We start from the raw sequence: 25120 nt of genomic DNA, 5'->3' as shown, positions 1-25120 counted from the left end.
ACTGGCCGCCTTTTAGCGATTATGATCAGGTTATTAACAACTTACTTATCGTTTTTAACCAGTCCATCGAGGAAGTGTTCCGCATCCAACGCCGCCATACAGCCGGTACCGGCAGAGGTAATTGCCTGGCGATAAATATGATCCATCACATCGCCGGCAGCGAACACGCCTGGGATGCTGGTTTGCGTGGCGTTGCCGTGCAGACCAGACTGCACTTTGATGTAGCCATTTTCCAAATCCAGCTGACCATCAAAAATTGCGGTATTTGGACTGTGGCCGATGGCGACAAACAAACCAGCGACGTCCAGTGATTCAGCCGCTTCACCTTTGGTAGACAGCAGTTTCAAGCCCGTCACGCCCATTTGATCGCCAACCACTTCATCCAGCGTGCGGTCGGTGTGCAGCACGATGTTGCCATTGCGCACTTTTTCCATCAGACGGTCAATAAGGATTTTCTCAGCGCGGAAACTGTCGCGACGGTGAATCAGATGCACTTCTGCAGCAATATTAGCCAGATAAAGCGCTTCTTCAACGGCAGTGTTACCGCCACCAATGACGGCAACTTTCTGATTGCGGTAGAAGAAGCCGTCGCAGGTCGCACAAGCAGAGACGCCTTTGCCTTTGAACGCTTCTTCTGATGGCAATCCGAGATAACGTGCCGATGCGCCAGTGGCGATGATCAACGCATCAGCAGTGTATTCACCGCTGTCGCCGACCAGACGGAACGGACGGTTCTGCAAATCGACGGTATGAATGTGGTCAAAAATGATCTCGGTGTTGAATTTCTCGGCATGCTCCTGCATGCGCTCCATCAACGCTGGACCGGTCAGATCGTTTGCATCGCCTGGCCAGTTCTCCACTTCGGTGGTGGTGGTGAGCTGACCTCCTTTCTCCAGTCCGGTAATTAACACCGGATTCAGGTTAGCGCGCGCTGCATATACCGCAGCAGTATAACCGGCAGGGCCGGAGCCCAGAATGAGCAGCTTACTGTGTTTGGCCGTACTCATGCGTTCCTCAATTTTTTTCTGACAACATAGTTTTTGATTGTAGGGAAATTAACGCCGCAAAAAAAGGCTCCAGCAATTTTGTTAACAATCACTGCGAGCGGCGTAGACGATGAGTGCAAGTTTTGCACGCGCGTTGCGCCAAAAGGGGGCAATGCTCGGCAATTAGTGGTGCAGCAGCATAAAAATTCTCATTTAAAAACAGCAACCCAGAACTCTATCTGGCATCTTGTACTGAATTTGGATGTTTTACTTTGACAATCGCCTGCGCTTTTGCGAAAACATTGGGAGAAGCAGAGAATATTTAGCGATTCAAAACAGAATTTCATTTCTGTTTTGGGCTTTTTAGCCGAATAAACTCAGCCTGACATTGGTAGTGACGCATGATGTGGACAGACAACATGCGTCATACGGATGGACGCGTTACTGCACAGGCTTATGGTCTTCACTTCAGTAAGGCCCTGAACAATGAGCGTTTTCAGGGTGTGGCAGGTAAAGGGAAGGAATTAAGAGAGACAATAATAATGGTAGACAATAAGAAACGCCCCGGAAAAGATTTAGATCGTATCGACAGAAATATTCTGAATGAACTGCAGAAAGACGGTCGAATTTCTAATGTCGAGCTTTCCAAACGTGTTGGATTATCGCCAACTCCATGTCTTGAGCGCGTGCGCCGCCTCGAGCGTCAAGGCTTCATTCTGGGCTACACCGCGCAGCTCAACCCGCATTATCTGGATGCTTCACTGCTGGTTTTCGTTGAGATTACTCTGAATCGTGGTGCGCCAGATGTATTTGAACAATTTAACGCCGCCGTGCAAAAACTTGAGGAAACTCAAGAATGTCACCTCGTTTCCGGTGATTTTGACTACCTGCTGAAAACCCGCGTACCGGATATGTCCGCTTATCGTAAACTACTGGGTGAGACCTTGCTGCGTCTGCCGGGCGTAAACGACACCCGTACTTACGTGGTGATGGAAGAGGTCAAACAGAGCAATCGTCTGGTGATTAAAACCCGGTAGTGCAGGGCAGGTGCAAAGCTTGCAGGATTTCGGTACACTCCTGTGAATTCATACAGGACCAGCGTCGGGCATGCCCGACGTTGTTGCCTTCTTAATTTACAGGCACCTGGAGAGTTCTCTTGAGCCAGGAATATACAGAAGATAAAGATGTTTCGTTACAACCGCTGAGCAGTGGACGTCGTCTGCTGGAAGCGTTGCTCATTCTTGTGGCCTTGTTCGCCATCTATTTGATGGTGTCGCTGGTTAGTTTTAACCCGTCAGATCCAAGCTGGTCACAAACCGCATGGCACGAACCTATCCATAATCTGGGTGGTAGCGTCGGCGCATGGCTGGCCGATACGCTATTGTTCATCTTTGGCGTGATGGCCTACGCCATTCCTCCCGTCATTATTGGTCTGTGTTGGATCACCTTCCGCCAACGCGATCGTCAGGATTACATCGACTATTTTGCCGTTGGTTTACGCCTGATTGGCGTGCTGGCCTTGGTGGTAACGACCTGTGGTCTGGCGGCGCTCAACGTAGATGACATCTGGTATTTTGCTTCCGGCGGCGTAATCGGCAGCCTGGTCAGCAATGCGATGGCGCCGTGGTTCAGTTCGGCTGGCGGCACCTTGACGCTGCTGTGCGTCTGGGCTGCCGGCATCACGCTTTACACCGGATGGTCATGGCTGACGATTGCCGAGAAGATCGGCGGCGTGGTGATGGGTGTTCTGACCTTTGCCAGCAATCGTTCACGACATGACGAACCCTGGCAGGAAGAAGAATACGACGACGAAGAGCTTGCAGATGAGGTGTCGCCTCCGATGCATGCTGCACACTCCGTTAATGACGACGATGATGTCTTGTTAGCTCAACCGCGCAAGGTGAGCGAACCGGTTGCTGCGGAGTTGAGCGACGATCCGCTGCTGGCGAAGGCGAGTGCGGCAACTGCCGCTGCAATTGCGGTTACTACGCAAGCCGCACAGCAAACTCCAGCTGCTATGCAGCCTGCTCCAGCCGCATCTGCCGAACCCGACGCAATGCCACGCGTTGCCGAAGCCACGGCTCAGTCGACTCCGGCTCCTCAGCCTGTTGCTGCAGCGCAACAACCAATCGCGCAGCCTTCTGCTCCGCTCTATCGTTTCGAGATGCCAGGTGAAGCAGCACCTTCACCGTTTTCGCCGGCTGATGATGATGAGGGCCCGAGCATGGGCAACTGGCAGGATGCCGCTTCATCTTCTGCACCTTTAAACAGTCTCGCCGCCGCTTCACTTGCCGCTGGAGCAGTCAAAGCAGCGACATCACCTGCTGCTTATTCACCTGCCTTCGATATCGTACCCGAGCGTGATTATAACCCGCAGGTGAAGCAGGGCATTGGTCCAGAGTTGCCGCGTCCAAACAAAGTTAAGTTGCCAACACGACGTGAGTTAGCTTCGTACGGCATTAAGTTGCCTTCGCAGCGTATGGCGGAAGAGCAGGCTAAAGATGCTGAGCAGCAACAGCCAGAAGTCACTGCGTCTTACAGCGTTCCTCCACAGGAACAGGATGTTGAGCTGCAAGAGGCGCAGTTGCGTGAAGCCTTCGCGTCGCAGCAGCAGAATCGTTACGGTGAAAGCTGGCAGGAAGCGTCTGAGCCTGATGATGAGGATGCATTGCAGCAGGCTCAACTTGCACGCCAGTTCGCCGATCAGCAGCAGCAACGCTATACCGAACCTGAAGTGAAGGAAGCACCGGTATTTAATCTGGATACGACGTCTGCTTTTGATTTTTCACCAATGAAAGATTTGGTCGACGATAGCCCGAGCGAGCCACTGTTCACTATTTCTGCATCGCCAGAGCCGGAAGAGCCCGCGCCGTGGCAACAACCTGCTGCGCCGGAGCCAGCGGCAATGCCGTCGTTGAGTGCTGAATCCAGCCCATGGTCGTCGCCGGAACAGGAAGCTTATTCTGCGCCGCCTGCACCAGTGAAACCTGCTGCGCCGGTGCAGGACAGCTTGTTCCATCCGTTCCTGGTTCGCCATGAACAGCCGCTGGAAAAACCTTCTACGCCGCTGCCCACGCTGGATCTGCTCACGTCACCACCGGCAGAAGAAGAGCCGGTGGATATGTTTGCGCTGGAGCAAACCGCGCGGCTGGTTGAAGCACGCCTGGCTGATTATCGAGTGAAGGCGGAGGTTGTAGGTATTTCACCTGGTCCGGTCATTACCCGCTTCGAGCTCGATTTAGCGCCAGGCGTTAAAGCTTCCCGTATTTCTAACTTGTCGCGTGACCTGGCGCGTTCTCTGTCTGCGGTTGCCGTGCGCGTGGTGGAAGTGATTCCAGGCAAGCCTTACGTCGGGCTTGAACTGCCAAATAAACATCGTCAAACCGTTTATCTGCGCGAAGTACTGGATTGCCCTAAATTTCGTGAAAACCCGTCACCGCTTGCAGTGGTGTTGGGTAAAGACATTGCTGGCCAGCCGGTGGTGGCTGATTTGGCGAAAATGCCGCACTTGCTGGTTGCCGGTACCACCGGTTCCGGTAAATCAGTGGGCGTTAACACCATGATCATTAGCATGCTGTATAAAGCCACGCCGGAAGAAGTGCGCTTTATCATGATCGACCCGAAAATGCTCGAGCTGTCAGTCTACGAAGGCATCCCTCACTTGCTGACCGAAGTGGTTACAGACATGAAAGATGCGGCCAATGCGCTGCGCTGGAGTGTTGGTGAAATGGAGCGTCGCTATAAACTGATGTCTGCGCTGGGCGTGCGTAATCTGGCCGGCTATAACGAGAAGATTGAGCAGGCTGCCGCGATGGGTCGACCGATTCCGGATCCGTTCTGGAAACCGGGCGATAGCATGGACACCACACCTCCGGTGCTGGAAAAACTGCCTTATATCGTGGTGCTGGTCGACGAATTTGCCGATCTGATGATGGCGGTCGGTAAGAAAGTCGAAGAGTTGATTGCTCGTCTGGCTCAGAAAGCGCGAGCGGCGGGTATTCACCTGGTGCTGGCGACACAGCGTCCGTCGGTTGATGTGATTACCGGTCTGATCAAAGCCAACATACCGACGCGTATCGCCTTCACCGTTTCCAGCAAGATCGACTCACGTACCATCCTCGATCAGGGCGGTGCAGAATCGCTGCTGGGGATGGGTGACATGCTGTACATGCCGCCAAACTCCTCAATGCCTGTACGTGTGCATGGTGCATTCGTGCGCGATCAGGAAGTGCATGCGGTGGTTCAGGACTGGAAAGCACGCGGTCGCCCGCAATACATCGAAAGCATTACTGCTGGTGAAGAGAGCGAGAGTGCAGCTGGCGGAATGATGGGCGATGAAGAGCTGGATCCGCTGTTTGACCAGGCGGTCTCTTTCGTGGTGGAAAAACGTCGTGCCTCCATTTCTGGGGTTCAGCGCCAGTTCCGTATCGGTTATAACCGTGCCGCACGTATCATCGAGCAGATGGAAGCGCAGGGCATCGTTTCTGAACCGGGACATAACGGCAACCGCGAAGTGCTTTCGCCGCCGCCACACGAGATGTAATTTATCGCGTGCAGTTGTCTGCTTATGGGCCAGTTAACACTGGCCCATTGTTTATCTGTTGGTCGATCCCCATATCTTCGGGAGCTTTCGGCTTTTTCTCCTGTCGAAGAGACAGGACGGCAACTACCTTTAATGCCGTAAGTGTCGGGAAACAATGAATAAGGAATCGAATCAGATGAAATTACGCGTTATTGCCTGTGGCCTGTTGGCCAGTTTTGTTTCCGCATCAGTATTGGCGGATGCGTCCAGCGATCTGCAACAGCGTCTTAATAAAGTGAACAGCTTCCATGCCAGCTTCAGTCAGAAAGTGACCGATGGCAGCGGCGCCAACGTGCAGGATGGTGAAGGCGAGCTGTGGGTGAAGCGCCCAAGCTTGTTTAACTGGCACATGACCGCGCCGGATGAAAGCGTAATTATTTCTGATGGCAAAAATCTGTGGTTCTACAATCCCTTCGTTGAACAAGCCAGCGTTAGCCTGTTGCAAAATGCAGCCAGTAATACGCCGTTTATGCTGATTGCGCGTAACCAGCCAAGCGACTGGAAACAGTACAACATCAAGCAGCAGGGCGATAATTTTGAGCTAACGCCGAAGAGCAGTGATGGCAACCTCAAGCAGTTCACCATCAATGTGACATCGTCTGGCACCATCAATAAGTTCAGCGCGATTGAGCAAGATGGTCAGCACAGCGATTATCAGCTGAAGAGCCAAAACAACGGCGCTATTAGCCCAGACAAATTCACCTTTACGCCGCCAAAAGGGGTAACGGTGGACGATCAACGTCAGTGAGGTCACGGTGAGTAACCTGTCTCTGGATTTCGCTCCATCGAATGAGTTTCAGCCGCTGGCCGCGCGTATGCGGCCGGCGACGCTGCAACACTACATTGGGCAACAGCATTTGCTGGCGCCCGGTAAACCGCTGCCGCGCGCCATTGAGGCTGGGCATCTGCATTCGATGATTTTGTGGGGACCGCCTGGGACAGGGAAAACGACATTAGCCGAGATTATCGCCCATTACGGTAAAGCTGATGTTGAGCGCATTTCTGCTGTCACTTCTGGCGTGAAAGAGATTCGTGAAGCGATCGAGCGTGCCCGACAAAATCGTCAGGTGGGTCGACGTACCATCCTATTTGTCGACGAAGTCCATCGCTTTAATAAAAGTCAGCAGGATGCTTTCCTGCCACATATTGAAGATGGCACCATTACGTTTATTGGTGCCACCACTGAAAATCCCTCGTTTGAACTCAATTCCGCGCTGCTATCCCGTGCCCGCGTATATTTACTCAAGTCTCTTACCACTGCAGATATTGAACAGGTTCTGCTGCAGGCGATGCAGGATGACCAACGCGGTTATGGCAAAAGCGATATTGTGCTGCCAGATAATACGCGCCGTATGATAGCGGAACTGGTGAACGGTGATGCGCGTCGGGCATTGAATACGCTGGAAATGATGGCGGATATGGCTGAAAGCAATGCCGAAGGCCAGCGTGAATTAACGCCACAATTACTCAACGAAGTTTCCGGTGAAAGAGCGGCGCGTTTTGATAACAAAGGCGATCGTTTCTACGATCTGATCTCCGCTCTGCACAAGTCTGTTCGCGGTTCAGCACCTGATGCGGCACTTTACTGGTATGCAAGAATCATCACCGCCGGCGGCGATCCGCTGTATGTCGCCCGCCGTTTGCTGGCTATCGCCTCGGAAGATGTGGGTAACGCCGATCCGCGCGGCATGCAGGTTGCGCTAGCGGCCTGGGATTGCTTTACGCGCGTCGGTCCAGCCGAAGGCGAAAGGGCGATTGCCCAGGCGATTGTCTACCTTGCAAGTGCACCCAAAAGTAATGCCGTTTACACCGCTTTCAAAGCCGCGATGCGCGATGCGCGCGAATTTCCTGACTACGATGTGCCGGAACATTTACGCAACGCCCCTACCAAATTGATGAAAGAGATGGGGCTGGGCAAAGAGTATCGTTATGCGCACGACGAGACTAACGCCTATGCCGCTGGCGAAGTCTATTTCCCGCCTGAAATGGCGCAGACGCGCTACTATCAACCGACTAATCGCGGGCTCGAAGGGAAAATTGGCGAAAAACTCGCCTGGCTGGCTGAGCAGGATCAAAATAGCCCGATAAAACGCTACCGCTGATAAACACCTTACGGTAAGGTGAGCAAGGATTTCATTGCATTCCATAGGGATGCAAGTCCCGCCATTCGTTCAATCAACCTTTTATTACACAGGATTAGCATGCTCGATCCCAACCTGCTGCGTAACGAGCCAGACGCAGTCGCAGAAAAACTGGCACGCCGAGGATTTAAACTGGATGTGGAAACCTTACGTTCGCTTGAAGAGCGTCGTAAAGTCTTGCAGGTAGAAACTGAAAATCTGCAGGCTGAGCGTAATTCCCGATCCAAATCCATCGGTCAGGCCAAAGCACGTGGGGAAGACATCGAGCCGCTGCGTCAGGAAGTGAACGCGCTGGGCGAACGCCTGGATGCGGCTAAAGCAGAACTGGATGCCCTGCAGAACGAAATTCGTGACTTTGCCCTCGCATTGCCAAACCTCCCGGTTGACGAAGTCCCGTTGGGTAAAGATGACAGCGAGAACCAGGAAGTCAGCCGCTGGGGCCAGCCGCGCCAGTTCGATTTCCCGGTGAAAGATCATGTTGAGCTGGGTGAAGCCGCCAAAGGTCTGGACTTTGCCGCCGCGGTGAAATTGACGGGTTCACGTTTCATTGTGATGCAGGGCCAGATTGCGCGTCTGCACCGTGCGCTTAGCCAGTTTATGCTTGATCTGCATACGCAGCAGCACGGTTATCTTGAAACCTATGTTCCGTATCTGGTGAATCAGGAAACGTTGTATGGCACCGGACAGCTGCCGAAGTTTGGTGAAGATTTGTTCCATACCAAGCCGCTGGGCGAAGAAGCGGGTAGCAGCAACTATGCGCTGATCCCTACCGCTGAAGTGCCGCTGACCAATCTGGTGCGTGATGAGATCGTTGAAGAAGAATCTTTGCCGCTCAAACTTGCTGCGCACACGCCATGCTTCCGTTCTGAAGCCGGTTCGTACGGGCGCGATACGCGTGGTTTAATCCGTATGCACCAGTTCGATAAAGTGGAAATGGTGCAGATTGTGGCGCCTGAAACCTCCATGGATGCACTGGAAGAGTTGGTGGGCCATGCAGAGAAAGTGCTTCAGTTGCTCAATCTGCCATACCGTAAAGTGCTGCTTTGCACCGGCGATATGGGCTTTGGCTCTTCCAAGACCTACGACCTGGAAGTTTGGCTGCCAGCACAGGACACCTATCGTGAAATCTCCTCTTGCTCCAACATGGGTGATTTCCAGGCTCGTCGTATGCAGGCGCGCTGCCGTAGCAAAACCGACAAGAAACCGCGTTTGGTGCACACGCTGAACGGTTCTGGTCTGGCGGTGGGTCGTACTCTGGTGGCTGTGCTTGAAAACTATCAGCAAGCAGATGGCCGCATTGAAGTGCCAGAAGTACTGCGTCCTTATATGGGCGGACTGGAATTCGTTGGCTAATCAACGCGCAATTATATAAACCCGGCAATGCCGGGTTTTTTGTTTCTTAAGCGGCAAAATAATTATTTTTTAGTCGGAATTAATAAGAAATAAACGTTATCGACAAGAAATGGCTATTAACCATTAAAAATCGTAAATTCAAATAGATAGATGCCGCACTTGTATCCCTCATCATGCTTCTAACCCTCTGAAGATAAAAAAAATAAATTGTTCCGCAGCAAATCGTGCGGCGACGAATTTTTGCACATTGACTTTAAGATAGCCGATGGCAAACTGCGCGCAATTATCGTCATTTCTTTTGGTTTTATTCCCTATGTCAACCTGGTCGCGCCCCGTCGTTTTGCTGCTTTGCGGCTTAATGCTTATGACGGTGTCTATCGCTGTGCTTAATACGCTGGTACCGCTCTGGCTTACCCATGATCAATTGCCAACCTGGCAAGTGGGAATGGCTAGCTCATCGTATTACACCGGTAACTTGCTGGGCACCTTGCTCGCGGGCTGGTTGATTACTCGTTATGGTTTTAATCGCTGTTTTTACCTCGCCAGCGTGCTTTTTGCCGTAGCGACCATGGGCATGGTGATACTGGATGGTTTCTATAGCTGGACATTACTGCGCTTTACCGCAGGTGTCGGTTGTGCACTGATTTGGGTGGTGGTTGAGAGTGCCTTGTTATGCAGCGGTACCGTGCGTAATCGCGGTCAGTTGCTGGCGGCTTATATGATCATCTATTACCTCGGCACTGTTGCAGGCCAGTTGCTGGTGAGCCGCGTGTCAACCGAACTGCTCCACGTGATTCCATGGGTGACTGCACTGATTATCTGTGCGGTATTGCCGGTAGTATTTGTGCATGTCAATACCAGCGCTGCGACAGAAGAAGCTTCAACGGGGCGCCTTTGGGTTATGTTGCGTCGTCGTAGTTCTCGTCTCGGCATCAATGGCTGCATTATTTCCGGTATCGTTCTCGGCTCACTTTATGGCTTGATGCCGTTGTATCTGTCACATCAGGGCATGAGTGATGCAAACGTCGGTTACTGGATGGCGTTACTGGTCAGCTCCGGCATTGTCGGTCAGTGGCCGGTAGGACGTTTAGCCGATCGCTTTGGTCGCCTGATGGTGCTGCGTGTGCAAGTGTTTGTGGTTATCCTGGGTGCGATTGCTATGTTAGGTGATACTGCGATGGCGCCAGCGCTGTTTGTGCTTGGTCTTGCGGGTTTTACACTTTATCCGGTGGCGATGTCCTGGGCGTGCGAAACCGTCGCGCATCATGAGTTAGTGGCAATGAATCAGGCGTTACTGTTTAGCTATACCGTGGGCAGTTTGGTGGGGCCGGGAATGACGTCAATGCTGATGCAAAATTACTCTGACCGCCTGCTGTTTGTGATGATTGCTGCAGTTGCACTGGTTTATCTGGTGATGTTACTGCGCAAAGCCGATCATCAGGCTACTCCGGTCGCACATGCTTAACGCATTCCCATGAAATAGTAAAAAGGGGAGCCGGTGGTTCCCCTTTTGTTTGCGGTTAATACATCACTTCATGGCCGTAGCTGGCGAGGATATTCTTCACTCGCTCCATGGTTTCCTTGCTCGGCGGCTTAACACCATCCAGCTTGTACTCTTCGCCCATGGCGATCCATTTGTGTTTGCCTAACTCGTGGTAAGGCAGCAATTCGATCTTCTCTATGTTATCCATATCTTTGGTAAACTCACCCAAGCGATGAACGGAGTCATCATCATCGGAGTAGCCAGGCACCACTACAAAGCGGATCCAGGTGCGTTTGCCTCTCTTCTGCAGATAGCGCGCAAAGTCCAGCGTACGATGATTGGAAACGCCCACCAGAATCTGATGCACATCATCGTTAATCTGTTTTAAATCGAGCATTACCAAATCAGTGGCATCAAGCAATTCATCGATCACCGGATCGTAGCGACGAACAAAGCCGTTAGTGTCGAGACAGGTATGAATGCCTTCTGCCTGGCAAGCGCGGAACCAGTCACGCACGAACTCCGCTTGTAAGATCGCTTCGCCACCCGACGCCGTCACGCCACCGCCAGATGCATTCATGAAGTGACGATATGAGAGCGCATCCTTCATCAACTCTTCAACGGTAACTTCTTTACCGCCATGCGTGTCCCATGTATCGCGGTTATGGCAATACAAGCAGCGCATGAGGCAGCCCTGAAAAAAGGTAATGAAGCGGATGCCTGGGCCGTCAACGGTGCCGCAGGATTCAAAGGAGTGGATACGACCGATGGTTGACATTGCGATGAGTTCTCCAGGTGGGCCTGAATATCAGGCAGCACAATCTATGTTGTGCTCTAAAAGTGAAAGTCGATTTTGCCAGGTCGCCAGCACCAGCAAACTGGCAAAACGGACTTGTGGAGAAAAGGCTCCCGCAGGAGCCTTTCAATCTCAGTGAACTACGATTACAGCGACTGAGTGAACGTACGGGTAATTACATCCTTCTGCTGCTCTTTGGTGAGCGAGTTGAAGCGCACAGCATAACCGGATACGCGAATGGTCAGCTGCGGATACTTCTCAGGATGTTCCATCGCATCCAGCAACATCTCACGGTTCATCACGTTAACGTTCAGATGCTGACCGCCCTCAATATTGGCTTCATGGTGGAAATATCCATCCATCAGGCCAGCAAGATTGGTTTTACGCACGTTATCATCTTTACCCAGCGCATTTGGCACGATGGAGAAAGTATAAGAGATGCCGTCTTTCGCGTAAGCAAAGGGCAGTTTCGCGACGGAGGTCAGTGAAGCCACCGCACCTTTCTGATCACGGCCGTGCATTGGGTTAGCACCCGGACCGAATGGCGCACCCGCACGACGTCCGTCTGGCGTATTACCGGTTTTCTTACCGTAAACCACGTTAGAAGTGATGGTCAGCACTGACTGAGTTGGCACCGCGTTACGGTAGGTTTGCAGTTTCTGAATTTTCTTCATGAAACGTTCAACCAAATCGCACGCCATGTCATCAACGCGAGAGTCGTTATTACCAAATTGCGGATATTCGCCTTCAATTTCAAAGTCTACCGCTAGACCATCTTCATCACGGATGGTTTTCACTTTGGCGTATTTGATGGCAGAAAGTGAGTCAGCCGCAACAGACAGACCCGCGATACCACAGGCCATGGTGCGATAAACGTCACGATCGTGCAGCGCCATCAGTGAAGCTTCGTAGCTGTACTTATCGTGCATGTAGTGAATGATATTCAGGGAGGTGACGTACTGCTTAGCCAGCCAATCCATGAAGTGATCCAGGCGCTCCATCACGATGTCGTAATCAAGAATCTCGTCAGTGATTGGTGCTTCTTTCGGACCCACCTGCATTTTCAGTTTTTCATCAACGCCACCGTTGATTGCGTAAAGCAGGGTTTTTGCCAGGTTGGCACGCGCACCGAAGAACTGCATCTGCTTACCGACAATCATTGGGCTAACGCAGCAGGCGATAGCATAGTCATCGTTGTCGAAGTCAGGACGCATCAGGTCATCATTCTCATACTGCAATGAGGATGTATCGATAGACACTTTTGCGGCGTATTTCTTAAAGTTAACCGGCAGTTTTTCTGACCACAGGATGGTCATATTTGGCTCCGGAGATGGCCCCATGGTGTAAAGCGTATTCAGGAAACGGAAGGTGCTTTTAGTCACCAGAGTACGACCATCGACGCCCATACCCGCCAGTGATTCTGTTGCCCAGATTGGGTCACCGGAGAACAGCTCATCGTATTCAGGCGTACGCAGGAAGCGCACCATACGCAGTTTCATCACCAGATGGTCAATCAGTTCCTGTGCTTCTTCTTCAGTCAGTTTTCCGGCCTGAATATCGCGCTCGATATACACATCAAGGAAGGTGGATACGCGACCAAAGGACATTGCCGCACCGTTCTGAGATTTCACCGCCGCGAGATAGCCATAGTAAGTCCACTGAACGGCTTCTTGAGCATTGGTAGCGGGCAGCGAGATATCTGAACCATACTTCGCAGCCATCTCTTTGATCTGACCCAGTGCGCGGTGCTGTTCAGAGATCTCTTCACGCAGGCGAATGGTGGCTTCGAGGTCAACGCCATTCTCCATATCGCTCTGCAGAGAATTGAACTGCGCAACTTTGTCTTTCATCAGAAAATCTATGCCGTACAGCGCAACGCGGCGATAGTCACCGATGATACGACCGCGGCCATAGGCATCCGGTAAACCCGTCAACACGCCTGATTTACGGCAGCGCATGATGTCAGGGGTGTAAACATCGAACACGCCCTGGTTATGGGTTTTGCGGTAATCAGTGAAGACTTTTTTCAGCGCGGGATCAAGTTCGCGGCCATAAACCTTGCAAGAACCCTCAACCATTTTGATGCCGCCAAACGGGATGATGGCACGTTTCAAAGGTGCTTCAGTTTGCAGGCCAACGATTTTTTCCAGCGATTTGCTGATGTAGCCGGCATCATGAGAGGTGATGGTTGAAGCCAGATCGGTGTCAAAATCTACCGGCGCGTGGGTGCGGTTCTCGATTTTGATGCCTTCAAGTACACTGTCCCACAGCTTAGTTGTGGCCGGCGTCGCGCCAGCGAGGAAGGATTCGTCGCCTTCATACGGTGTGTAGTTTTTCTGGATAAAGTCACGGACGTTGACGCTGTTCTGCCATTCGCCGGCGCTAAATCCTTCCCAGGCTGACGCCATTTTTTCATTCAGTTCGGACATGATATACCTGCCTTATTTAGGGAGACTTTGACGTATGGCGCGCTGACTCAGCACGCCCGTACCAATTCATTAATGCACCGGCTCATCGCCACGCAGATAGATTACCCAGTAGGTCAAACCGACTAATAATCCGCCGCCAATAATGTTGCCGATGGTCACGGGAATCAGGTTGTTAACAATAAAGTCACTAACGCTTAGTGATGGGAACTGTGCTGCGCTTGCACCAGCCATTTGCCAGAATTCCGGGCTGGAAAAATCACGGATAACGATGGCCATCGGGATAAGGAACATGTTGGCAATGCTATGTTCAAAACCGCAGGCAACAAACATCGCCACCGGTAGGATCATCGCAAACATTTTGTCCATCAGACTGCGGCCGGAATAACTCATCCACACCGCCAGGCAAACCATCAGGTTGGCGAGCGTGCCGAGACTCACTGCTTCAATAAAGGTGTGATGCATTTTATGGTCAGCGGTTTGCAGGACATTCAAACCCCAGGCACCATTCGCCACCATGTGTTCACCGGCTAACCAGATCAGCGCGACAAAGAACAGCGCACCAAACAGGTTACCGATATAGACCGTCAACCAGTGTCGACCGAGTTGCAGCCAGGTGATACGGCCGCTGGCTTTTGCCACCACGATCAAAACAGTTGAGGTGAACAGGTCAGCACCGCACACCACGACTAACATTAAACCGAGCGAGAAACAGATACCGCCGATCAGTTTTGCTATGCCGTAGGGCATTGCTCCACTTCCGGTGGTCGCAGTGATATAGAAGACAAATGCGATTGAGATAAATACGCCAGCAGTGATGGCAAGGAAGAAGGTGGTTAAAGGACGTTTAGTAGCTTTATATATGCCGGCTTCTTCTGCAACTTTCGCCATTGCCGCCGGTAATAATGAATTAAAAGGGTTGTCAGCTTTCACACTAACGCTCTCCAAAAATTGCCTGTAAAGATATTAACAAAGGAGTATAGGTCAGAAATTGATGTGGATCATATTTGACCGGAAGGTAGCTGATAAGCGAAGCGTAAATGCGTCTGAGTGCTGCTTAAATTATTGAATTTATTGTAATAAATAATTTTTAATTTATGCAAAATAAGTTGAAGGTGGCTGCGGGCAAAACTAGATTTTGTTAAATATCATTAACGATTAAAGCTGAATTGTTATTTAATAATGCACTTAAATCTCTTTGTATGATCAATATAAAAAAATGGCACTGATTTTTTCAGTGCCATTGACCAATACCCTAATTTCTATAAATGGAAATTTAAGCGTTAAGGCTATTTTTGTGACCAATAACGACGTTTAGCTGTCTGCAGCTTTTCATAGGCAGCGAGTAATGATTGATGCGCAGGGAAAGCTTTCAGATCCAGATCGACCGCTTGCAATCCATAGAAGGGCGCTTCGCCACTGATTGCCGCTGAAGCAGCCTCAACAGCAGCCTGGCCGTACATACGAATAAAGGCGCGATGATATTGTAGCGGATCGCGTTCCTCTTCCATTGCCAGCAGCAGCAAGGTTTGCAGACAGCGGTAGTAGTTTGCGCGCTCTTCACTAAAGATGGACTGATTAAACTCCATCGTCCATTCAGTCCAGATCAGAGCCTGATCCAGGTCGCCGCCGGCCAGCGCCAGCATAGCTTTCAGCTCGCCAATACGTAGCGTGTACCAGCCATTATCTTTGCCTGATGCCAGACCCAGCAGCTCGCGCACGCGAGTAAAGTCATCATGACCTTCCTCATCCAGTTGCACAATCAGCTCGAGATAGGCTTCGGGTTCCCATTGGCTGTCTGGCAGCGCCAGCAGGGTTTTGCGCAGTGGTGCGCCCATGCTGTTATTTGCCAGCAGCAGATCTTCTGCTGGATAAATATCAGACATGCCCGGCACGATAATGCGGCAAGCGTAAACACTCAGATGTTCATAGTCAGCGATATAGACTTCTTTATCTTCCGCACGGAAGATCGCCATTAGCGTATCAAACTCTTCGTGAGTGGTACCCGCAAAGCTCCAGTCGACGAAAGGATAATCGGCATCGTCTTTAAACATATCCCATGAAATCAGACCGCTTGAATCGATGAAATGCGTTTCCAGGTTAGCGTGTTCCGCTACCTCTTCATCATCGAACGTCGGCGGTGTGAACACGTCGAGATCTTTCAGACCACGGCCCTGCAGCAGTTCAGTAACGGTTCGCTCAAGTGCGACGCCAAAGTCCGGATGTGCGCCAAACGAAGCGAAGCAGGTACCATTTGCTGGATTGAACAGCACAACGCAGATAACCGGGTATTTGCCGCCGAGTGACGCATCGTATGAGAAGATTGGGAAACCTTCTGCTTCCAGACGTTCAATTGCTTCAATTACGCCAGGATAACGCTGCATCACCTCTGCTGGTATTTCTGGCAGGCTGATGGATTCGGCGATGATGCGATTCTTAATATGACGCTCAAACACTTCAGAAAGACCCTGTACACGCGCTTCGTTCGCGGTGTTACCGGCAGACATACCATTCGAAACGTACAGATTACCGATGATGTTCATCGGGATATACACTGTTTGCTGGTCAGATTGACGGGTAAATGGCAGGCCACAAATTCCACGCTCGTCATTGCCGGATTGCAGATCAATCAGCTCAGAAGCACCCAGGCTCTCATCAGGATCATAGAACTTGCGCAGGCGCGCATCCAAAATGCCTTCTGGCAGGCTGTCGTCCTCAGTGAGCGGGAACCATTTTTCATTCGGATAGTGAACAAAATCACCATTAGCGATGGATTCACCCAACCAGAAATCGGCGAAGAAATAGTTAGTAGAGAGGCGCTCAAAATATTCGCCCAGCGCTGAAGCCAGAGCGGCTTTTTTGCTAGCACCTTTGCCATTTGTAAAGCACAGCGGGCAGTCGCGATCGCGAATGTGTACTGACCAGACGTGTGGCACCGGATTCAGCCAGGAAGCTTCTTCAATGTTGAAACCAAGGTCTTGCAGTTTCTGCTGAAAGCGAGCAATGGAATCTTCCAGTGCGGCGTCTTTTCCGGGGATAAACGTTTGCGTCATGGTGGCGCTCTCTTAAGTCAATGGGGTGGGCGTAAAGCGCGCAATAATACGGGTTTTATGCGTGCTTCGCTATTCAGTCAGCCAAATTTATCTCAGACTGGTTAAGGTTGTTACGCCATTCCGCTTGCCGATTTTTCTTTCTGGAACAACCTCACAAAATTCCATGGCTTAATGCATTTATGACATAAGCTGCGGTGAAGCTGGCTCTGGAAATGTGATCGCTGCCGGATTAATGATTGCAGCCATCTGGAGGCAATGATAAAACCGGTTGGGTATTCATAACCGTTCGATATGACAGTGGTGAGGGGAAATGACTCAGGTTTATAATTTTAGCTCTGGCCCGGCTATGCTGCCGGTAGAAGTGCTCCGTCGCGCAGAACAAGAACTGACAAACTGGCACGGATTAGGCACCTCGGTGATGGAGATCAGTCACCGCAGTAAAGAGTTTATTGCTGTTGCAGAAGCGGCAGAACAAGATTTTCGCGATCTGCTGAAGATCCCAGCCAACTACAAAGTTTTATTCTGCCATGGCGGTGCGCGTGCGCAGTTCGCGGCCATTCCCGGCAACTTGCTGGGTGATGCAAAAACCGCGGATTATATTGACGGCGGTTACTGGGCTCACAGCGCAATTAAAGAAGCTGAGAAATTCTGCTCGCCAAATACCATTGATATCAAAACTACGCGTGATGGTAAGCGTGCTTTATTACCAATGCGTGAATGGCAGTTAAATGATGATGCGGCTTATGTCCATTTCTGCCCGAACGAAACGATTGATGGTATTGCTATCGATGAAGAGCCGGATTTTGGCGATAAAGTCGTAGTTGCCGATCTCTCTTCTACTATTCTGTCTCGTCCAATCGATGTGAGTCGCTATGGCGTGATCTACGCTGGCGCGCAAAAAAATATCGGCCCGGCGGGCTTAACCTTAGTGGTTGTGCGCGAAGATCTGCTAGGCAAAGCACAACGTTATGTGCCTTCTATCCTTGATTACAAGGTGCTGGCCGAAAATGAATCAATGTTTAACACTCCGCCGACTTTCGCATGGTATCTCTCTGGCCTGGTATTCAAATGGCTGAAAGAGAAGGGCGGCGTGGCTGAGATGGACAAGCTGAATCAGGCAAAAGCCGACTTATTGTATGGCGTGATTGATAACAGTGCGTTTTATCGCAACGATGTCGCAAGTGAAAACCGATCACGTATGAACGTGCCATTCCAGTTAGCCGATTCCTCATTGGACAAAGTGTTCCTGGAAGAGTCTCTCAAGGCTGGGCTGCACGCGTTGAAAGGCCATCGCGTGGTTGGCGGTATGCGTGCATCGATCTACAATGCGATGCCGCTGGAAGGGGTTAAAACGCTCACTGAGTTCATGGTCGACTTCGAACGTCGCCACGGCTAATTGCTTTTTCATGCCAGCTTGTCTGGTATCAGACCCCGTCACTCGATGGGGTCTCGTATTTTCTGGAGATTTGGTTTCACATGCAGGACTCCCTGACTCTACAACCGATTGCTCGCGTTGACGGCACGGTAAACTTACCGGGTTCAAAAAGCGTCTCGAACCGCGCACTCTTGCTGGCCGCGCTGGCAAAGGGCACCACCCGCCTGACTAACTTGCTTGATAGCGATGACGTTAAGCACATGCTGAATGCCCTCAAAGCGCTGGGTGTCAGCTATACGCTCTCAGACGATCGCACCATATGCGAAGTAGTAGGTAACGCGGGCCCTTTACATGCTGAAAAACCGCTTGAGCTGTTTCTCGGTAACGCAGGTACAGCGATGCGACCTTTGGCTGCCGCGCTCTGTTTGGGCGAGCAGTCAATCGTTCTGACTGGCGAGCCACGCATGAAAGAGCGTCCGATTGGTCATCTGGTTGATGCACTGCGTCAGGGCGGAGCAAAGATTGACTATCTCGAACAGACCGATTACCCGCCAGTGCGTCTTAATGGTGGTTTTGTTGGTGGGGAAGTCAGCGTCGATGGCAGTGTATCCAGCCAGTTCCTCACGGCATTGCTAATGACCGCGCCACTGGCGCAGCAAGACACCATCATCACCATAAAAGGCGATCTGGTTTCTAAGCCTTACATTGATATCACCTTGCACCTGATGCGCTGCTTTGGTGTGGATGTTGATAATCAGGACTATCAGCGTTTTGTGGTTAAAGGGCAGCAACAGTACCAGTCTCCGGGCGATTATCTGGTGGAAGGTGATGCGTCTTCTGCATCATACTTCCTCGCTGCCGCTGCCATTAAAGGGGGTACCGTACGTGTAACCGGTATTGGCCGCAACAGCGTGCAGGGCGACATCCGTTTTGCTGATGTGCTGGAAAAGATGGGCGCAGTGATTGAGTGGGGAGATGACTATATCTCTTGCACACGCGGATCGCTGACGGCAATCGATATGGATATGAACCATATTCCCGATGCGGCAATGACAATTGCAACTACTGCACTTTTCGCTCAAGGCACCACGTTGATGCGCAACATCTATAACTGGCGCGTAAAAGAGACAGACCGTCTTGCTGCGATGGCGACTGAGTTACGCAAAGTGGGGGCGGAAGTAGAAGAAGGACACGACTTTATTCGTGTTACACCCCCGGCTCAGTTGCAACATGCGGACATCGGTACTTACAACGATCACCGTATGGCAATGTGCTTCGCACTGGTGGCTCTGTCGGATACGCCGGTAACCATCCTTGATCCAGGCTGCACTGCGAAAACCTTCCCGAGCTATTTCCAGCAGTTGGCGAAAATCAGTCATACTTCCTGATCGTCTAACCCGGTGCACAGCGCCGGGTTTCTTTGCTCTCTTCTCGCCTTATCAGGCGGAAATTCTTCTGAATCTGTCTATATTTCTAGCGCTGTCTACGCTAAAGGGTACTAACCCGACGCAGGCAGCGTATAATGCCGCGCAATCCAGGCGGCCTGGAAGGGCTGACAATAAGCACGCAGCAACAGGAGAGAACAATGACGGCAATCGCCCCGGTTATTACCATCGATGGGCCAAGTGGCGCGGGTAAAGGGACTTTATGTAAAGCGATGGCGGAGTCGTTGCAGTGGCACTTACTGGATTCTGGCGCTATTTATCGCGTTTTAGCATTGGCCGCACTTCACCATCAGGTGGATATTGAGTCCGAGGAAGCATTAGTACCGATGGCTGCGCATCTTGATGTGCGTTTTCTATCGGTTGACGGTGAAATGCAGGTGGTTCTTGAAGGTGAAGATGTCACCGGTGAAATCCGCACGCAAGAAGTCAGCAATACCGCATCGCGCGTTGCCGCTTTTCCGCGGGTGCGTGAGGCATTGCTTCGACGCCAACGCGCATTCCGCGAAGAGCCCGGTTTAATCGCCGATGGACGCGATATGGGAACCGTGGTTTTCCCTGATGCGCCAGTGAAAATATTCCTCGACGCTAGCTCGGAAGAGCGTGCGCATCGCCGTATGCTACAGTTGCAGGAGAAAGGCTTTAATGTTAACTTTGATCGCCTTTTATCCGAGATAAAGGAACGCGACGACCGCGATCGTAATCGTGCCATCGCCCCTTTAGTGCCTGCCACAGATGCTCTGGTACTGGATTCAACCAGTATGTCGATTGAGCAAGTGATTGAAAAGGCGCTTGATTATGCTAAGCGTAAGTTGGGCATTTAATCTTTCGGCAACCGAATTGCTGTAACCCTGTACCAAGGACCCGGTGCAGGGCATGTGAAACAACCCCATCCGACAATGAAGTCAGGTGGACGTTAAATTGAAGAATCCTAAGATTATCAATATGACTGAATCTTTTGCTCAACTCTTTGAAGAGTCCCTGAAAGAAATCGAAACCCGTCCGGGTTCCATCGTTCGTGGCGTTGTTGTCTCTATCGACAAAGACGTAGTTCTGGTTGATGCGGGTCTGAAATCTGAATCTGCAATTCCTGCAGAGCAGTTCAAGAACGCAGCCGGCGAACTGGAAATCCAGGTAGGCGACGAAGTTGACGTTGCGCTGGACGCAGTAGAAGACGGCTTCGGTGAAACCCTGCTGTCCCGTGAGAAAGCTAAACGTCACGAAGCTTGGATCACGCTGGAAAAAGCTTACGAAGACGCTGAAACTGTTACCGGTGTTATCAACGGCAAAGTTAAAGGTGGCTTCACAGTTGAGCTGAACGGTATTCGTGCGTTCCTGCCAGGTTCACTGGTAGACGTTCGTCCGGTTCGCGATACTCTGCACCTGGAAGGCAAAGAGCTTGAATTCAAAGTAATCAAGCTTGATCAGAAACGTAACAACGTCGTGGTTTCACGCCGTGCAGTTATCGAATCTGAGAACAGCGCTGAGCGCGATCAGCTGCTGGAAAACCTGCAGGAAGGCATGGAAGTTAAAGGTATCGTTAAGAACCTCACTGACTACGGTGCATTCGTGGATCTGGGCGGCGTTGACGGCCTGTTGCACATTACCGATATGGCTTGGAAACGCGTTAAGCATCCGAGCGAAATCGTCAACGTGGGCGACGAAATCACTGTTAAAGTGCTGAAGTTCGACCGCGAGCGTACCCGTGTATCTCTGGGCCTGAAACAGCTGGGCGAAGATCCTTGGGTTGCTATCGCTAAGCGCTATCCAGAAGGCACCCGCCTGACTGGTCGTGTAACCAACCTGACTGATTACGGCTGCTTCGTAGAAATCGAAGAAGGCGTTGAAGGTCTGGTACACGTTTCAGAAATGGACTGGACCAACAAAAACATCCATCCGTCTAAAGTTGTAAACGTAGGCGATGTGGTTGAAGTAATGGTTCTGGACATCGATGAAGAGCGTCGTCGTATCTCCTTGGGTCTGAAGCAGTGCAAATCTAACCCATGGCAGCTGTTCGCTGAGACCCACAACAAAGGCGATCGCGTTGAAGGTAAAATCAAGTCAATCACTGACTTCGGTATCTTCATCGGCCTGGACGGTGGCATCGACGGTCTGGTTCACCTGTCTGACATCTCCTGGAACGCGACTGGCGAAGAAGCCGTTCGTGAGTACAAAAAAGGCGACGAAATCGCTGCCGTTGTACTGCAGGTTGATGCAGAGCGCGAGCGCATCTCTCTGGGCGTGAAGCAGTTGGCTGAAGATCCATTCAACAACTACATCACCCTGAACAAGAAAGGCGCTATCGTGACTGGTAAAGTCACTGCAGTTGACGCGAAAGGTGCTACAGTAGAATTAGCTGACGGCGTAGAGGGTTACCTGCGCGCTTCTGAAGCTTCTCTGGACCGCATCGAAGACGCAACTCTGGTTCTGAGTGTTGGCGACGACGTTGAAGCTAAATTCACCGGCGTTGACCGTAAGAACCGCGTTGTGAGCCTGTCTGTTCGTGCTAAAGACCAGGCTGATGAGAAAGAAGCTATCAACACTGTTAACACCAAACAGGATGAAGGCAGCAACTTCTCTAGCGCGATGGCTGAAGCGTTCAAAGCGGCTAAAGGCGAGTAATCGACCTAAGGCACCGGACGATGAAAATCGTCCGGTTTCGGTAAAAGCTGTCATACCTTTCCAAATAAGGATTAACCGGAGGTTACATGACCAAGTCAGAACTAATTGAGAGACTTGCTGGCCAGCATACTCATATTCCGGCGAAAGTCGTTGAGGATGCGGTCAAAGAGATGCTTGAGCACATGGCCACTACGTTGGCCCAGGGCGAGCGCATTGAAATCCGGGGATTCGGCAGCTTTTCTTTGCATTACCGTGCACCGCGTACGGGTCGTAACCCGAAAACGGGCGACAAAGTGGATCTGGAAGGTAAATACGTTCCCCACTTTAAGCCGGGCAAAGAATTGCGTGACCGTGCGAACATCTACGGCTAAGCCGTTACCGAACGATAAAAACGACACTTTAGGGTGTCGTTTTTTTTGTTTAAAGTATGCGGAATTGAGATCTGCTTTCCAAAATGAAGTCTCATCAATGTAATCTCTGCAAAAGTCTCGGAATCCATCGCGACACACTCTCTTTTCAATGAAGTAAATCCCTGCTTTTCTCGGCACACTCTTCCGCCAATGAGGGAGAGTAATGATGCATATGAACTGGATTGTTCTGGCCAGATTGATGATTGCCTCGGCATTGCCGTTGGGCATATTGCCGCACATACCCGCAGCCAACGGAATAGTCATCATGGTTGTATTCGCTGTGGCGCTTGGGTTGATGCCAATCACGTTGCTACGGCTTGCAGGGATTGCTCTCTTAATGGTGGCCTGGACATTGACTGAAGCCCGCCAGATGGTCAATGCCATTGGGGATCTGACTGCCGCCACAATTGAAGCCACTGTACGGGTGACTGAAGTTCGTGAACAGAAGCAGCAATTAACCGTGCAAATCTTGCGTGTCGGTCAGCGTTATCAGTTTCCACCTCTCTTTGTCACGCTCAATAATGCTTCGATGGAGCAACCGTACTGTGCCGGTCAGAGCTGGCAGATGAAACTGCGACTGCGTGCCGTCCACGGCAGATTAAATGAAGGCGAGTTCGATCTGCAGCGCTTTGCCTTGTCTAATCACACGCCGCTGCAAGGGCGCATCATCAGTCAGCAGGTGGAATCGCTAACTTGCAACTGGCGGACGCGTTTAATTAATCATCATCTACCCGCATTCGATACGCTCAAACAACCGGCAATTATGCAGGCTTTAGCGTTTGGTATACGTACCAACATGACTGAAGAGCAGCGACAGTTGCTGCGGGAAACAGGTACTGCCCATTTGATGGCAATCTCGGGAATGCATATTGCATTAGCTGCCAGCGTTGGATGGCTGTTGGCGCGTGCTATCCAGGTAATTTTGCCGGGTCATTTGATTGGTCATTTATTTCCGCTGCTGGTAAGTGTTATGACCGCAGCGACTTACACGTGGGTTTCTGGCAGTCATGCACCGGCCCAGCGCGCGATGATCGCGCTCATATTATGGATAGGGATGCGCAGCGCCGGTTGGCAGCTCAGTGGCTGGCAAGTCTGGACGTTATGTATCGGCGCTTTGCTGGTACTGGATCCATTAACTGTGCTGTCAGAAAGCTTTTGGTTGTCGGCACTGGCGGTCGCGATGCTGATTACCTGGTATCAATGGTTTCCATTAACACATCGCTTTCGCGCAAAGCGTCGATGGCTGTTATTGCAATTGCTACATCTGCAGTTAGGAATGATGATCCTCATGGCTCCACTACAAATCTTCCTGTTTCAGGGAATAAGCCTGAGTGCGTTATTAGCAAATCTGATCGCGGTGCCGGTTGTGTCTTTTGTCACGGTGCCACTAATATTGCTGGCAATGCTATTGCCAGTGCCGCTGATTTCAACGGGATTATGGTCTCTGGCGGATCTTTCCATAAGCCAGGTCATGCTCCTGCTGCAGTGGTTACCCGCTGGCTGGTGGGCATGGAGCGATACGTTACCTGCTGTCGTGCTGCTGTGGGTAGGATTAGTTCTCTGGCGCAGCAAGCTGATTTATCGCAGTGTGATGCCGTGTTTTAGCCTGATACTCGCAATCATCCTCTGGCGCAGCACTGCACAGCGTGATGACTGGCAAATCGACATGATTGATGTGGGGCATGGCCTGGCGATTGCCATTACACAGGGCAATGAAGTGGTGTTATATGACGTTGGACCGGGTTGGAAACAGGATGATGCCGGATCGCGCGTCATTCTGCCATGGTTGCAGTATCACGGTAGAAGCCTCCATTCTTTGATACTAAGCCACAAGCATCTTGATCACCGTGGTGGGCTACACTCATTGCTCAAAGTTAATCCAGCGGTAGCAATTCGTAGTGCCCTGGCGGAAGACGGACACCTGCCATGCTTCCGTGGTCAGCGGTGGCAGTGGGGCAAATTGCAATTTACCGCTTTGTGGCCGCCGGAGAATCAGACCCAGGGACAAAATAACGATTCCTGTGTGGTGCGAGTCGATGACGGGCTCGTTAGCGTGTTACTCACCGGGGATATTGAGTTAGAAGCCGAGAGAAAAATTGTCGCGCTGGAAAAAGAGGCTCTGAACGCGACAATTTTGCAGGTTCCGCACCATGGTAGTCGGACTTCATCAGGCGCATTACTGTTACGTAATGTTGCTGGGAAAGCAGCATTTGCTTCGGTGGCGCGGTATAACGCCTGGCGTATGCCTGCGCCAGCCGTGGTGCAACGCTTTCGTCAGCAAGGCTATATGTGGTACGACACGGCACAATCGGGTCAGATTCATGTGGGTATCAGACAAGGTCATTGGCAAATTAAGGGCTTAAGAGAGCAAATAATGCCTCGATGGTACCATCAGTGGTTTGGCGTCAAACGCGATTCCAGGTAGAATGAGCGGCTATTTCAAACAGCGTG

General features: G+C 51.3%; 17 protein-coding genes. 12 read left to right on the top strand and 5 right to left on the bottom strand.

Annotation, left to right across the window (positions count from 1 at the left end; genetic code table 11):
• Positions 1 to 41: 41 nt before the first annotated feature.
• Entirely contained in the window at positions 42 to 1007 is a 966-nt protein-coding gene (gene trxB / locus PZBJ_RS02135) for a thioredoxin-disulfide reductase (protein WP_101760968.1), read from the bottom strand.
• Positions 1008 to 1528: 521 nt separating this feature from the next.
• Between trxB and lrp the strand changes: the two genes are divergently transcribed.
• From lrp to PZBJ_RS02105, 6 genes are all read left to right on the top strand, one after another.
• The gene (lrp, locus tag PZBJ_RS02130) at positions 1529 to 2023 is read left to right on the top strand and encodes a leucine-responsive transcriptional regulator Lrp (protein WP_006118610.1); all 495 of its coding nucleotides are present in this window, start codon (positions 1529 to 1531) and stop codon (positions 2021 to 2023) included.
• A gap of 119 nt (positions 2024 to 2142) precedes the next feature.
• Positions 2143 to 5529, top strand: a complete 3387-nt coding sequence (locus PZBJ_RS02125) for a DNA translocase FtsK 4TM domain-containing protein (RefSeq protein ID WP_101760967.1) — start codon at positions 2143 to 2145, stop codon at positions 5527 to 5529.
• A gap of 175 nt (positions 5530 to 5704) precedes the next feature.
• The gene (gene lolA / locus PZBJ_RS02120; protein WP_008102417.1) at positions 5705 to 6316 is read left to right on the top strand and encodes an outer membrane lipoprotein periplasmic chaperone LolA; all 612 of its coding nucleotides are present in this window, start codon (positions 5705 to 5707) and stop codon (positions 6314 to 6316) included.
• Between the two features lie 7 nt (positions 6317 to 6323).
• Positions 6324 to 7670 (top strand): replication-associated recombination protein A, encoded by a 1347-nt coding sequence (locus PZBJ_RS02115; RefSeq protein ID WP_101760966.1) that lies wholly within the window; start codon positions 6324 to 6326, stop codon positions 7668 to 7670.
• A gap of 99 nt (positions 7671 to 7769) precedes the next feature.
• Positions 7770 to 9062 (top strand): serine--tRNA ligase, encoded by a 1293-nt coding sequence (gene serS, locus PZBJ_RS02110; RefSeq protein ID WP_101760965.1) that lies wholly within the window; start codon positions 7770 to 7772, stop codon positions 9060 to 9062.
• Positions 9063 to 9375: 313 nt separating this feature from the next.
• Positions 9376 to 10527, top strand: coding sequence for an MFS transporter (locus PZBJ_RS02105; RefSeq protein ID WP_101760964.1), 1152 nt, complete (start codon positions 9376 to 9378; stop codon positions 10525 to 10527).
• Positions 10528 to 10582: 55 nt separating this feature from the next.
• Here PZBJ_RS02105 and pflA read toward each other — a convergent pair whose 3' ends face one another.
• The 4 genes from pflA to ycaO all read right to left on the bottom strand — a co-directional run bounded on the left by pflA (position 10583) and on the right by ycaO (position 16820).
• Positions 10583 to 11323 carry a pyruvate formate lyase 1-activating protein gene (gene pflA / locus PZBJ_RS02100; protein WP_101760963.1) on the bottom strand — a complete coding sequence of 247 codons (741 nt, stop codon included), beginning with the start codon at positions 11321 to 11323 and terminating at the stop codon, positions 10583 to 10585.
• Between the two features lie 164 nt (positions 11324 to 11487).
• Entirely contained in the window at positions 11488 to 13770 is a 2283-nt protein-coding gene (gene pflB, locus PZBJ_RS02095) for a formate C-acetyltransferase (protein ID WP_101760962.1), read from the bottom strand.
• Between the two features lie 69 nt (positions 13771 to 13839).
• Complete coding sequence (gene focA, locus PZBJ_RS02090) at positions 13840 to 14700, bottom strand: formate transporter FocA (RefSeq protein WP_101760961.1); 861 nt, start codon at positions 14698 to 14700, stop codon at positions 13840 to 13842.
• 356 nt (positions 14701 to 15056) lie between these two features.
• Positions 15057 to 16820, bottom strand: coding sequence for a 30S ribosomal protein S12 methylthiotransferase accessory factor YcaO (ycaO, locus tag PZBJ_RS02085; RefSeq protein ID WP_101760960.1), 1764 nt, complete (start codon positions 16818 to 16820; stop codon positions 15057 to 15059).
• A gap of 310 nt (positions 16821 to 17130) precedes the next feature.
• Here ycaO and serC point away from each other — a divergent pair, with 310 nt between their 5' ends.
• The 6 genes from serC to PZBJ_RS02055 all read left to right on the top strand — a co-directional run bounded on the left by serC (position 17131) and on the right by PZBJ_RS02055 (position 25094).
• Complete coding sequence (gene serC, locus PZBJ_RS02080; protein WP_101760959.1) at positions 17131 to 18216, top strand: 3-phosphoserine/phosphohydroxythreonine transaminase; 1086 nt, start codon at positions 17131 to 17133, stop codon at positions 18214 to 18216.
• Between the two features lie 80 nt (positions 18217 to 18296).
• A complete protein-coding gene (gene aroA / locus PZBJ_RS02075; RefSeq protein WP_101760958.1) occupies positions 18297 to 19583 on the top strand; it encodes a 3-phosphoshikimate 1-carboxyvinyltransferase in 1287 nt (428 codons plus the stop codon).
• Between the two features lie 197 nt (positions 19584 to 19780).
• Positions 19781 to 20461 carry a (d)CMP kinase gene (gene cmk, locus PZBJ_RS02070; protein WP_101760957.1) on the top strand — a complete coding sequence of 227 codons (681 nt, stop codon included), beginning with the start codon at positions 19781 to 19783 and terminating at the stop codon, positions 20459 to 20461.
• 121 nt (positions 20462 to 20582) lie between these two features.
• Positions 20583 to 22259, top strand: a complete 1677-nt coding sequence (gene rpsA, locus PZBJ_RS02065) for a 30S ribosomal protein S1 (RefSeq protein WP_052025984.1) — start codon at positions 20583 to 20585, stop codon at positions 22257 to 22259.
• A gap of 86 nt (positions 22260 to 22345) precedes the next feature.
• Entirely contained in the window at positions 22346 to 22630 is a 285-nt protein-coding gene (gene ihfB, locus PZBJ_RS02060) for an integration host factor subunit beta (protein ID WP_003849360.1), read from the top strand.
• 205 nt (positions 22631 to 22835) lie between these two features.
• Complete coding sequence (locus PZBJ_RS02055) at positions 22836 to 25094, top strand: DNA internalization-related competence protein ComEC/Rec2 (protein WP_101761039.1); 2259 nt, start codon at positions 22836 to 22838, stop codon at positions 25092 to 25094.
• Positions 25095 to 25120: the final 26 nt, after the last annotated feature.

The organism is Pantoea endophytica, from assembly GCF_002858935.1.
Classification (GTDB): domain Bacteria; phylum Pseudomonadota; class Gammaproteobacteria; order Enterobacterales; family Enterobacteriaceae; genus Pantoea; species Pantoea leporis.
This window is presented reverse-complemented; position numbering and strand designations above follow the sequence as displayed.

What these genes read in the sequence shown, in the direction of transcription:
- trxB (WP_101760968.1), bottom strand. Translation starts at nt 1,007, where the DNA reads ATGAGTACGGCCAAACACAGTAAGCTGCTCATTCTGGGCTCCGGCCCT.
- lrp (WP_006118610.1), top strand. Translation starts at nt 1,529, where the DNA reads ATGGTAGACAATAAGAAACGCCCCGGAAAAGATTTAGATCGTATCGAC.
- lolA (WP_008102417.1), top strand. Translation starts at nt 5,705, where the DNA reads ATGAAATTACGCGTTATTGCCTGTGGCCTGTTGGCCAGTTTTGTTTCC.
- serS (WP_101760965.1), top strand. Translation starts at nt 7,770, where the DNA reads ATGCTCGATCCCAACCTGCTGCGTAACGAGCCAGACGCAGTCGCAGAA.
- PZBJ_RS02105 (WP_101760964.1), top strand. Translation starts at nt 9,376, where the DNA reads ATGTCAACCTGGTCGCGCCCCGTCGTTTTGCTGCTTTGCGGCTTAATG.
- pflA (WP_101760963.1), bottom strand. Translation starts at nt 11,323, where the DNA reads ATGTCAACCATCGGTCGTATCCACTCCTTTGAATCCTGCGGCACCGTT.
- pflB (WP_101760962.1), bottom strand. Translation starts at nt 13,770, where the DNA reads ATGTCCGAACTGAATGAAAAAATGGCGTCAGCCTGGGAAGGATTTAGC.
- ycaO (WP_101760960.1), bottom strand. Translation starts at nt 16,820, where the DNA reads ATGACGCAAACGTTTATCCCCGGAAAAGACGCCGCACTGGAAGATTCC.
- serC (WP_101760959.1), top strand. Translation starts at nt 17,131, where the DNA reads ATGACTCAGGTTTATAATTTTAGCTCTGGCCCGGCTATGCTGCCGGTA.
- aroA (WP_101760958.1), top strand. Translation starts at nt 18,297, where the DNA reads ATGCAGGACTCCCTGACTCTACAACCGATTGCTCGCGTTGACGGCACG.
- cmk (WP_101760957.1), top strand. Translation starts at nt 19,781, where the DNA reads ATGACGGCAATCGCCCCGGTTATTACCATCGATGGGCCAAGTGGCGCG.
- rpsA (WP_052025984.1), top strand. Translation starts at nt 20,583, where the DNA reads ATGACTGAATCTTTTGCTCAACTCTTTGAAGAGTCCCTGAAAGAAATC.
- ihfB (WP_003849360.1), top strand. Translation starts at nt 22,346, where the DNA reads ATGACCAAGTCAGAACTAATTGAGAGACTTGCTGGCCAGCATACTCAT.
- PZBJ_RS02055 (WP_101761039.1), top strand. Translation starts at nt 22,836, where the DNA reads ATGCATATGAACTGGATTGTTCTGGCCAGATTGATGATTGCCTCGGCA.